Raw genomic sequence first — 7,984 nt, forward strand, 5'->3', positions numbered from 1 at the left:
AACCATTGCCGACTTGTGAAAAGAAGTCATGATTTGAAGTTCCGGTTGAAATTCCATTCATAATAACCGGATCAACGTCATTAGCTGTATCAGGGAATAAAGGGTCAAAACCTAAATTTTGCAAAGCTTTATTCGCATTGTAACGCAAGAATACTTTTACGCGTTCAGTCCAGCCGATTTCATCATATAAATATTCTGCATACTTGACTTCATTTTGATACAAGTTAAACAGCAATTCATACGTCCAGTTTTTTAATTCTTCTTGTTCACTTTCCGGAAGCTGGTTGTACCCAATTTGGAATTTATAGCCAATGTAAGTACCATGCACAGATTCATCGCGTAAAATCAACTTAATGATTTCAGCTACATTTGGTAATTTATTATTTCCTAAATAGTGTAAAGGAGCAAAAAAACCTGAATAAAATAAGAACGACTCTAACATCACACTAGCCACTTTACGTTGCAAATCAGTGCCGCTTTGATAAATGCCATTGATGATATCTGTTTTTCCTTGTAACAAGACATCTGTATTGATCCATTGAAAAAGATCTTCAATTTCTGATTTAGAATTCAAGGTACTAAAAATAGCACTATAACTTTTGGCATGCATAGATTCCATGAATTGAATATTATTAAAGACTGCTTCTTCATGTTGCGTCCGAATAGAGTCCTTCAATGCTTCTACGCCATCTTGTGATTGTAACGTGTCTAAAAGCGTTAATCCGCCTAAAACTTTAGCCAGCATTTCTTTTTCATTTTTAGGCAGCCGAGCCCAATCATTCAAATCATTCGATAACGGGATTCTCGTATCTGTCCAAAATTGTTCCACTAATTTTTCCCACGTTAATTTGTCGATCATATCTTCTATTTTATTCCAATTTATTGCATCGTATTGTTTTGTCATATTTACATTCACCCTTCTTAAATACTGCAACTTTCGCAAGCATTTGAACCTATTTCTTCTGAATTTTCCGTAAATGTACGAATGTAGTAAAGAGATTTGATTCCCTTACGCCACGCATAATGACGTAAAATATTTAGGTCACGAGTCGTTTGTTTAGTTGTCCGGCCCTCTTTCCATTCATACATACCTTCTGGAAGATCTGAGCGCATAAAGAGTGTCAAGCTCATCCCTTGGTCAATATGTTTTTGTGCTGCTGCATACACATCAATTACACGGCGCATATCGATATCGTAAGCGGAAGTATAATAGGGCAATGTTTCATTAGATAAGAATGGTGCTGGGTAATAGGTTTTACCAGTTTTCTTTTCTTGTCGTTCTTCAATCAAACGGGTAATCGGATGCAAACTAGCCGAAGTTTCGTTAACATAGCTGATAGATCCAGTTGGAGCTACGGCTAAGCGGTTTTGGTGATACAAACCGTCTTGCATAACCGCTTCTTTCAACTCTTTCCAATTTTCTTTTGTAGGCACAGCAAGATTTTCAAATAAACTTGCTACTTTATTGCTTGAAAAGTCGTGGTCTTTCTCAGTATAGTTATCGAAATACTCGCCAGTAGCATACTTTGATTTTTTAAAGTTATGAAAAGTTATCCCGCGTTCGCGAGCTATGCGGTTACTAGCAGCCAGCGTGTAGTAGTTCAACATCATAAAATACGCATCTGTAAATTCAATCGATTCTGGTGAACCATACTCGATTTGATTCAAAGCTAAAAAGGTATGTAAACCCATTGCTCCAAGCCCAATAGTATGGTATTTGTCGTTTCCATGTTTGACTGATGGAACTGCTTCAATACTGGATTGGTCTGTTACCATTGTCAAAGCACGTACCATAGTATCGACAGACTTACCAAAATCAGGAGATTTCATTAAGTTGACAATATTCGTAGAACCTAGGTTACAGCTGATATCGGTACCTAGCACCTCATAAGTTTGGTCATCATTGATCAGCGAAGGTTCTTGTATCTGCAAGATTTCACTACACAAGTTACTCATCGTAATCGTTCCATAAACGGGATTTTCACGATTAGCGGTATCAATATTAATGATATAAGGATAGCCAGATTCTTGTTGTAATTTAGAAATTTCATTTTCTAATTCACGCGCGCTGATCTTAGATTTACGAATTTCTTCATTGTTAACCATATTGTCATACTCTTCAGTGATATCTACATAAGCAAACGGTCTGCCGTAAATGCGTTCCACATCATAAGGACTGAATAAGTACATCTGTTCATCATGAGCTGCCAGTTCATAAAACTTGTCTGGTACAACTAAACCAAGAGATAATGTTTTAACCCGAATTTTTTCATCAGCATTTTCTTTTTTTGTAGATAAGAAAGAAACAATATCTGGATGGAAAACATTTAAATAAACTGCTCCGGCACCATTACGTTGTCCCAATTGATTTGAATAGCTGAAACTATCTTCCAATAATTTCATAACTGGAATAACGCCGCTTGAGGCATTTTCTATTTGCTTGATTGGATCGCCAGCAGCTCGCAGGTTTGATAAGTTGACGCCAACTCCTCCGCCAATACGTGATAACTGAAGCGCGCTGTTTACTACTCGCCCAATACTGTTCATATCATCTGTTGCTTGTATCAAGAAACACGAAACCAGCTCACCACGCCGTTTACGTCCTGCATTTAGAAATGTTGGCGTAGCCGGTTGATACCGTTGATTAACAATCTCATCAGCAATGGTACGCGCTAATTCTTTATCGCCATCAGCTAAATACAAAGCATTGAATACGATTCGATCTTCGTAACGTTCCAAAAAACGTTCCCCATCATTCGTACGTAGGGCATATTGTGTATAAAATTTAAAAGCTGACATAAATGAACGGAAACGAAACTTCCGGCTATAGATATCTTCAAATAATTCTTTAATAAATGATCGATCGTATTGATTTAAAAACTCTTCTTCAATATAATCTTCTGCTATTAAATAATTCAATTTTTCGTCTAATGTGTAAAAGAAGACTGTATTTGGATTAACATATTCTAAAAAGTAAGCACGAACTGCTTCACGGTCTTTATTTAGAGGGATAGAACCATTGACAGGTCGGTTCAATTCATTATTCAATTTAAAATAAGTAACCTCTTTTGGTTTAGTTGCTAATACGGGTTTATCCAAGGTCTTTCACCGCTTTCTTTAATTTTTGCACATCTTCATCATTTCCTTGAAATTCAAATGTATGCAATAAGGGAACGTTATATTCTTTTGCTAAGTCTTTAGCTGTAAAAACAAACAAATTTCCAAAGTTCAGATTGCCGCCGCCAGCGACTCCTTTAAAGTAATTTTGATTTTCTCCAGTTTCAATAAAATCATTTATGATTTCAGTTGCTTCTATCTCATAAGTAGGAACAACTACAATAAAGGGTTCATGAATTGAAAGATATGGATTCGTTGGGGTGATTTCCAACAAATCCATATCTAATTTTTGTACAAATTTTCTAGTTTGTCCGGTTAAAGACAAATAAACTACTTTCATACTAATTGATCCAACAAGTCTGGGCGGAACCCGTTGAACGCTTCTTGTCCTTCAATTGTAATGACTGGCACTGAACTGAACCCTAACTCTTTTACTTCTTCTAATGCAGCTTCTGATTCAAAAATATCTTTAGTAACGTACTCAACACCCTTATCGTCTAGATATTTTTTAGTAAAATTGCATTGCATACAGTTGGGTTTTGAATAAACCACTATTGTTTTATTGTCCATTCTCATTACTCCTTTGATTTAAACTATTGGTATTAAAGCTGCTGACACTTTAACTAAGAGCAGCTTCCTTCTACTCTTAATATACTACACAACATCTTGTCTTTTTACAATCATAAGATACACCATATATAGACTAATTTTTATATTCACAAGCTACGTCATACTATATATAGTATTTCTTGTGAAATAGAAAAAAGCACTTAAAAACCTTATTTGTCTCTATTCTTCTCTACTTTCCTTTCGTTTTTTCACAATGCTTCTTTAGAAAACTATTTCCTCTATTTCACAATTCTGATGGGTAAAACTTAAAAACACGCTTTTTTCGTCCTTTAGATCAAAGAGGTTCAGTTAAGTTAAAAAACATAAATAAATTGACCATGTGAAAAAAGTACAAATTTTCAAAAGACAAATGTAAAAATAGCATTGACTTTTTATTCATTCTCCCATATAATAAATTCTGTTGCTAAGAGATGTCTCAGTAGCTCAGCTGGATAGAGCATCCGCCTTCTAAGCGGACGGTCGGGAGTTCGAACCTCTCCTGAGACGTAATTTAGTTTTTGTGTTTTTTTGTTTAAAAATAGAAACACCTCTCAAAAACGGCTATATGTCGGCGTTTTTGAGAGGTGTTTTCTTTTTTTGTTTTTTGTTCCTTTTATTGGTTTTGATAATAAATTTAGCATAGTTTCGGAATAGAATGCCGTTATCTTTTTCTCGTCTTTATTTTCAACAAAAGTAATGAATACTCATTTGTATTAATAAAAATACATTAAAAAGCGATTTTTACTATAACTCATTGCCATTTTATTGATGATCCTTTGAAGGTGCGATTCCCTCTCTTCGGATATCTATAAAAATTAAAAGAAGCCTAATCCAACAAGTGGGGAGGCTTCTTTTTTTAAATAAAAAACTTATGCTTTTTCTTGGTATTCTAATGATTCAGGCCAAAATGTAACTACTTCGGTATCAGAATCTCCTCTAGACAGAAAAGCTTCTTTTCCTGAACCTTTGTCTGCTTTAACAACCAATACGCCTTCATCGTACAACTGTTCCACTACGTCTATTATATCGCCATCTTCGAAAGTACCTTTAAGGCCATCAATTTTTTCTTTTATTCCATCGTTACTCTTATAAATAGATAGGATTTCATTTCTCAATTCTTCTTGATCCAATGTCATCTCTCCTCTTTTATTTAGTAGCATAATTATACCAATTATTGAAAGGGGTTTCAATTCATAGCACCTAAAAAAAATAGAGCGACTAAACCTGTTTGCTCTATTCGACCAGCACAAACTTCGTACTATTTTAATATAGCTGATTAGGATCAATAAACTGATTAGTATTTTTGGTGTTTAATCCACTGATAGATAAAAATTCTGAATGCAAAATACGTCTAACATCTTCATCTGTCATAGCAGTGGTATTTTTTTGTTCTAAATCAACAGGATTTAATTTTTTCATTTCATAAATATGTTTGATCCCGGCCATATTGATTCCTTCAGATAAGAAATCTTTAATTTCAAGAAGCACATCAACGTCATTTAAAGAAAACATTCTTCTATTTCCTTCATTTCGTTCAGGTTGAATCAACTCTTGTTCTTCATAGTAGCGGATTTGCCGTGCTGTTAAATCGGTCAATTTCATGACTGTACCAATTGTGAAAACAGCCATTGAACGACGAAGCTCTTTTTCTTTCATTTCAGTCCTCCTCTTCATTACTTTTATAGAATAGCAAGATCATTTTAAAATAAATCATTTTATTTGCTTCATCAAACTTGAAAAAAACGGGACAAGCCCGCCCTGACTCGAAAGAAATTTAGGAAAGCAGCACTGTGAGCAAATGCGATTATATTTTAGCTGATCTGCTAGGTATTGAATGCAAAAAACTTACAATATTCTACTATAAAAAAAGAATTACGCAAGTAAACACGTAATTCTTTTTTAGTTCCACTCTTCTTATTCTTCCTAATCGGAGTGTAAACTCATTTAATTTTTTAATAGAGAGTCATATATTTTTCTTGTTCCCATTCAGAAACTTGTTCTCGATAAGCTGCCCACTCCACTTTTTTAGCTGTCATAAAACTATTATAGATATGCGAACCAAGCGCTTCTTTAACTACTTCATCTTTGCGTAAATATTTTAGTGCATTATGCAATGTAGATGGTAAATCAATAATTCCTTTTTCATAGCGTTCTTCACTCGTCATTCGGTAGATATTGCGATCAATGGGCTCAGCAGGTACCAATTTATTTTTTATTCCATCTAATCCAGATTTCAATAAAACTGCTACAGCTAAATAAGGATTGGCACTAGGATCGACACTTCGTAATTCGACACGTGTCGATAAGCCGCGTGAACTTGGTACACGCACTAAAGGCGAACGATTTCGTGCGCTCCATGCAACATAAACAGGTGCTTCATAACCAGGAATCAACCGTTTATAAGAGTTGACAGTTGGATTACAAATAGCTGTAAAAGCTAAAGCATGCGTCGCTATCCCTGCTAAAAATTGATAAGCGACTTCGCTTAATCCCAATTCATTTGCTTCATCGTAAAAAACATTCCCATTTTTATTAAATAAAGACATATTAAAATGCATTCCTGATCCGCTGACTCCTTCTAAAGGTTTTGGCATAAAAGTAGCGTGCAAACCATGTTCACGGGCAACTGTTTTAACAATTAATTTAAAGGTTTGAATATTATCACACGCTTCAAGAGCATCAGCATATTTCCAATCGATTTCATGTTGACCAGGAGCTGTTTCATGATGGCTCGCTTCGATTTCAAATCCCAAATCTTCTAAATGCAAGACAATGTCGCGGCGGCAATTTTCGCCTAAATCTGTTGGAGCAAAATCAAAGTAGCCGCCATCATCATTTAATTCCAACGTTGGCTTTCCATTTTTATCAAGTTTAAACAAGAAAAATTCCGGTTCTGGTCCTAAATTAAAATCAGTAAAACCTAATTCTTCCATTTCTTTTAAATTGCGTTTTAAGTTCGTACGAGGGTCTCCAGCAAAAGGTGTATCATCAGCATTGTAAATATCACAAATCAAACGGGCTACTTTGTCTTTTTCATGTCCTATTTCCCATGGAAAAATCAACCATGTGCTTAAATCCGGATATAAATACATATCGCTTTCTTCAATACGGACAAAACCATCAATTGAAGAACCATCAAACATCATTTCATTGTTCAATGCCTTATCTATTTGACTAATAGGAACTTCAACATTTTTGACGGTACCGTCAATATCTGTAAACATCAAACGCAAAAAGCGGACATTATGTTCTTTTGCACTGGCTTTGATCTCTTCTTTTGTGAATTTTTTCATTGTCTTAAAAATTCTCCCTTTCGTAATGCAGCTAGATTTTTATTTATCTATTCTTCATTCATCACTTTAACAAGGCTTATTTAAATTGTCAAAATTTTTATTACATGGGAATGTGATATAACCGCGTGTTGCACTACTTTTTTTGAATTAAAAAAAACTACTTATTGTCTATCTAAAAATCAGATTTACATAAGTAGTTTTCTTAGCCTCTATTAAAAGAATAGTTCTGCTACAGCTGAACTGACTGCCAGCTTAACGTGTTCATAAGTTAGGCCTCCTTGTACATATAAAGTATAAGGTGGACGGATAGGGCCATCAGCTGTCAATTCGATGCTCGATCCTTGAATAAAGGTTCCCGCTGCCATGATCACATCATCTTCATAACCCGGCATATAAGCTCCTACCGGCATGACATGAGCATTAATAGGAGAATATTTTTGAATTGTTTGAGCAAATTGAACCATTCTTCCTTTGTCATTTAAAGAAATGATTTGGATTAAGTCCGTCCGTTCATCATTCCATTTAGGCGAACTCTCTACTCCACAAGACTCTAATAAGGCTGCAGTATAGACGGCGCCTTTTAATGCTTCTCCCACTGTATGAGGTGCCATAAAAAAGCCTTGATACATTTCTTGCAAACTATATAAAGAAGCTCCTGCTTCCCGGCCAATTCCCGGAGAAGTTAAGCGGTATGCACATGCTTCAATCAATTCTAATTTACCTACAATATAACCGCCTGTCTTCACTAGACCTCCGCCTGGATTTTTAATCAGCGATCCTGCCATCAGATCTGCACCAACTTCAGTAGGTTCTTTCAGCTCAACAAATTCACCATAGCAATTATCAACAAAAATAATCACAGAGGGATCAATTGACCTTACAAATTGAATCATCTCTTCAATTTTTTCAATAGTAAAAGACGGACGACTGGCATAACCACGAGAACGTTGAATGGCTACTACTTT

General features: G+C 35.2%; 8 protein-coding genes and 1 tRNA gene. 1 reads left to right on the forward strand and 8 read right to left on the reverse strand.

Translation table 11 applies throughout. From position 1 onward, the window contains the following. From nrdF to nrdH, 4 genes are all read right to left on the reverse strand, one after another. Window positions 1-904, reverse strand: a 904-nt coding sequence (nrdF, locus tag RT405_RS06975; protein ID WP_313468696.1) for a class 1b ribonucleoside-diphosphate reductase subunit beta, incomplete at its 3' end; no start/stop codon positions are given. A 17-nt stretch (window positions 905-921) separates the two neighbouring features. Next, window positions 922-3,099 carry a class 1b ribonucleoside-diphosphate reductase subunit alpha gene (gene nrdE, locus RT405_RS06980; protein ID WP_313468698.1) on the reverse strand — a complete coding sequence of 726 codons (2,178 nt, stop codon included), beginning with the start codon at window positions 3,097-3,099 and terminating at the stop codon, window positions 922-924. After that, window positions 3,092-3,457 (reverse strand): class Ib ribonucleoside-diphosphate reductase assembly flavoprotein NrdI, encoded by a 366-nt coding sequence (gene nrdI, locus RT405_RS06985; RefSeq protein WP_313468700.1) that lies wholly within the window; start codon window positions 3,455-3,457, stop codon window positions 3,092-3,094. The genes nrdE and nrdI overlap by 8 nt, the downstream gene beginning before the upstream one ends. Beyond that, a complete protein-coding gene (gene nrdH / locus RT405_RS06990) occupies window positions 3,454-3,687 on the reverse strand; it encodes a glutaredoxin-like protein NrdH (RefSeq protein WP_035027814.1) in 234 nt (77 codons plus the stop codon). Before nrdH ends, nrdI begins: the two co-directional genes overlap by 4 nt. 472 nt (window positions 3,688-4,159) lie before the next feature. On the opposite strand from nrdH, the gene RT405_RS06995 reads away from it, so the two are divergent. After that, window positions 4,160-4,233, forward strand: a tRNA-Arg gene (locus RT405_RS06995). A 362-nt stretch (window positions 4,234-4,595) separates the two neighbouring features. Here the strand turns inward: RT405_RS06995 and RT405_RS07000 are convergent. The 4 genes from RT405_RS07000 to RT405_RS07015 all read right to left on the reverse strand — a co-directional run. Continuing rightward, window positions 4,596-4,856, reverse strand: coding sequence for a hypothetical protein (locus RT405_RS07000; RefSeq protein ID WP_313468702.1), 261 nt, complete (start codon window positions 4,854-4,856; stop codon window positions 4,596-4,598). Between the two features lie 133 nt (window positions 4,857-4,989). Then, a complete protein-coding gene (locus RT405_RS07005) occupies window positions 4,990-5,382 on the reverse strand; it encodes a MerR family transcriptional regulator (protein WP_035027808.1) in 393 nt (130 codons plus the stop codon). A 296-nt stretch (window positions 5,383-5,678) separates the two neighbouring features. Beyond that, window positions 5,679-7,019, reverse strand: coding sequence for a type I glutamate--ammonia ligase (gene glnA, locus RT405_RS07010; RefSeq protein WP_313468705.1), 1,341 nt, complete (start codon window positions 7,017-7,019; stop codon window positions 5,679-5,681). 212 nt (window positions 7,020-7,231) lie between these two features. Beyond that, the coding region (locus tag RT405_RS07015) for a methionine gamma-lyase family protein (protein WP_313468707.1) at window positions 7,232-7,984 on the reverse strand (753 nt) is incomplete at its 5' end.

Source organism: Carnobacterium sp. (assembly GCF_032094055.1).
GTDB lineage: Bacteria > Bacillota > Bacilli > Lactobacillales > Carnobacteriaceae > Carnobacterium_A.